This window comes from Acidovorax sp. KNOB132 (genome assembly GCF_057541515.1).
Genome location: NZ_BAAJYT010000338.1, coordinates 1 through 3,256, shown reverse-complemented (window position 1 = coordinate 3,256; position 3,256 = coordinate 1). Strand labels below are relative to the sequence as shown.

At 70.2% G+C, this 3,256-nt stretch carries 3 protein-coding genes; all 3 read right to left on the bottom strand.

Going from position 1 to position 3,256, the window contains the following annotated elements:
• Positions 1-88: 88 nt before the first annotated feature.
• On the bottom strand, positions 89-919 hold the full coding sequence (locus tag AC27IO_RS22090; RefSeq protein ID WP_498740771.1) for a MipA/OmpV family protein: 831 nt from the start codon (positions 917-919) through the stop codon (positions 89-91).
• Between the two features lie 261 nt (positions 920-1,180).
• Entirely contained in the window at positions 1,181-2,341 is a 1,161-nt protein-coding gene (locus AC27IO_RS22085; RefSeq protein WP_284408453.1) for an alpha-hydroxy acid oxidase, read from the bottom strand.
• Positions 2,342-2,542: 201 nt separating this feature from the next.
• Positions 2,543-3,256, bottom strand: a 714-nt coding sequence (locus AC27IO_RS22080; protein ID WP_498740769.1) for a DMT family transporter, incomplete at its 5' end; no start/stop codon positions are given.

Genomic DNA, 3,256 nt, shown 5'->3' with positions numbered 1-3,256 from the left:
GATCGCCCCCCAGGGCAGGCCGCTGCCCGGCCCGAAGGCCGGCCCGCCCGGCACGGGCCCGCCGGGAATGCGCGCAGCGCCACGCATCTCAGAACCGGTGGATGTAGCCGACGGTGGCGCGCGACATGCTCGAGCGCCCCACGATGGGACTGTTCTTGATCTCGTCGGGCAGGCTCGTCGCGCTGACGTCGAGGAACACCATCTGCCGGGGCCGGATCGCGTAGTCCAGCCGCAGTCCCAGTTCCATCGTGGTGGCTGCCTTGCCGGTGTACTGCGCGCGGCCGGGCTGCGCCTCGTTGGGCCGCACGCCGAAGTAGTAGTCCACGTATTTTTCGTCGAGCCACTGCGCCTGCACCCGGGGCGTCAGCCCGAAGCTGCCGAATCCGAACCGCCGATCCACCTGCAGCTGCAGTTTCTGGCCCTTGCTTTTGCTGGACAGGTCGGACAGCCACTCGCCCGAAACGCGGGCGAAACCGGTGTTCCAGGTGACGGCCGCGCCGCCCCACACACTGCCATCGCGGTCGGCCATGCCGGCGAGCCGGGGCGAATCGCCGGCCTCGTAACCGCCATCCTCGTACTTGAGGCGCCCCGTCAGGCCAATGCTGCTCTGGGGGCCGAACTCCTTTTGCAGCAGCTTGACGTCGGCCGTGGCGCCGCTGACGCGAAGCCAGCGGCTCTCGTAGAACAGCAGCGGCACGGCGATGTTCTTGCTCTCCGCCCCCGCGTAGCGCCGCACGGCCGAGGCACCGATGCCGATGCCCCAGCTGGACGCAGCGTCCGGCGCACCGGCGGCGGATGCGGCGTCGGTAGACCGCTCCTGTGCGGCGGCTTGCGTCGCGGCCAGGAGGCACAGGGTGGCGGTGGCGGCGCCCAGGCAGGCGCGGGGGCATTTCTTGAGGGGCGTGAGAAAGAGGGTCATGGGCGGGAACAGGGTTGCTGGAAAACCGATGTTCGGCGCCCCCGCATTACCGGCGACTTACTGGGCGCCCCGCCCGCCGCGAAAACGCCGGTGTGCCGGCACAAAAAAAACCAGAGAGGCCGGCGAGCGCCCGCCGGCGCAAGGGGGCATATAGCTATATTTTTTATAGCAATACGCCTTAGTAAAACATGTGCTGGAGCCCTTTTTCGCTCCAAACGCCACTGGCGAGCCCCTGCGGCAGGCAGCGGCCCGCCGCGCGCCTCACACCGGATAGGTGCCCGGCAGCAGGATCGAGCGGTCCACGCGGTGGATGTCCGTGTGGCCGCAAAAGGCCATGGTCACGTCCAGTTCCTTCTGGATGATCTGCAGCGCGCGGGTCACCCCGGCCTCGCCGAACGCACCCAGCCCGTACAGGAAACTGCGCCCGATGAGCGTGCCGCGCGCGCCCAGCGCCCAGGCTTTCAGCACGTCCTGCCCGCCGCGGATGCCGCCGTCCATCCACACCTCGATCTCCTGGCCCACCGCCTCGACGATGGCCGGCAGCGCGTGGATCGACGAGGGCGCGCCGTCCAACTGGCGGCCGCCGTGGTTGCTGACGATCAGCGCATCGGCACCGCTGGCGACGGCCAGGCGGGCGTCCTCGGCGTCCATGATCCCTTTGAGGATGAGCTTGCCGCCCCAGCGCTTCTTGATCCACTCCACGTCGCGCCAGTTGAGCTGCGGATCGAACTGCTCGGCCGTCCACGACGACAGCGACGACAGATCGCCCACGCCCTTGGCATGGCCCACGATGTTGCCGAAGCTGCGCCGCTGCGTGCCCAGCATGCCCAGGCACCAGCGCGGCTTGGTCGCCAGGTTGAGCAGGTTCGCCACCGTGGGCTTGGGCGGCGTGGACAGGCCGTTCTTGATGTCCTTGTGCCGCTGGCCGAGGATCTGCAGGTCCAGCGTGAGCTGCAGCGCCGACACGCCCGCCGCCTTGGCGCGGTCGATCAGGCGCTCGATGAAATCGCGGTCGCGCATCACGTACACCTGGAACCAGAAGCCCGGCCCGGCGTGCTGGGACACGTCCTCCAGCGAGCAGATGCTCATGGTGGACAGCGTGAACGGCACGCCGAACGCCTTGGCCGCGCGCGCGCCCAGGATCTCGCCGTCGGCATGCTGCATGCCCGTGAGCCCCGTGGGCGCGATCGCCACGGGCATGGCCGTCTCCTGCCCCACCATCCGCGTGCGCGTGGTGCGGCCTTCCATGTTGACCGCCACGCGCTGGCGCAGCTTGATGCGCTGGAAGTCTTCGCTGTTGGCGCGGTAGGTGCTCTCGGTGTAGGAGCCCGAATCGGCGTAGTCGTAGAACATGCGCGGCACGCGGCGCTTGGCGACGACGCGCAGGTCTTCGATGCAGGTGATTTTGGACAGGTCGGCCAAGGGAAACGCTCCTGGGTGTTTTTATGGGACGGGGAAGGCCACGCCCCTCCACGGCGAAGGGACAGCGCGGCGCACGGGCATCGTAGCGGCGGCCCCGCCGGACGGGTGCTGAAGACTTTTCCCCGGCCCCTGAGATTTTTTGACGGGCCGCACGCGCGGCCCATGCCCGGCCCCTGCCCCACCCCTGCCTCGCCGGGTGGCCTATCGGCGCGCCAGCGCCACGCCCAGGATGGCGACGACGAAGCCCACGATCTGCAGGCCGGTGAGCGTCTCGCCGAAGATCCACCACGCCTGCAACGCCGACAGCGGCGGCACGGCCAGCACCAGCGCCGCGGTGCGCGTGGCCTCGCCGTGGCGCATGAGCCAGATCAGCAGCGTTGCGCCGCCGATGGACAGCACCAGCACGGCATAGGCCAGGTAGCCCCACAGCAGCGGCGAGCCGTCCCAGCGCGGCTCGCCAAAGACCAGCGCCATGAACACCAGCACCATGACGGCCCCCACGTTCTGCACCGCGCTGGCACTGCGCAGGTCGCCAGCGGCCAGCGGCGACTTCTGCACCATCGATCCCACCGTGAGCGCCAGGATGCTCCCGGCCGCCGCGAGCAGCACGGGCAGCGTCAGCCCGGCCGCCCCGGCACTGACCGCCAGCCGCGGCCACAGCACCATCGCCACGCCGCTGAAGCCCAGCGCGAGGCCCGCCCAGGTGGCGGCCCGCAGGCGCCCACCCAGCAGCGTGACGGCGATGAGCGCGGTGAACAGCGGCTGCAGCGCACCGATCAGCGCCATCACGCCCGAGGGCAGGCCCTGCGCCATGGCCCACCAGCTCGGACCCACGTACAGGCCGCTCATGAGCGCCCCGGCCACCAGGTGCAGCGCGATGCGGCGCGGCCGCGCGCCACGGCACGCGCGCCACAG

Coding starts and splice junctions, on each gene's coding strand:
- AC27IO_RS22090 (WP_498740771.1), bottom strand. CDS start 919: ATGACCCTCTTTCTCACGCCCCTCAAGAAATGCCCCCGCGCCTGCCTG.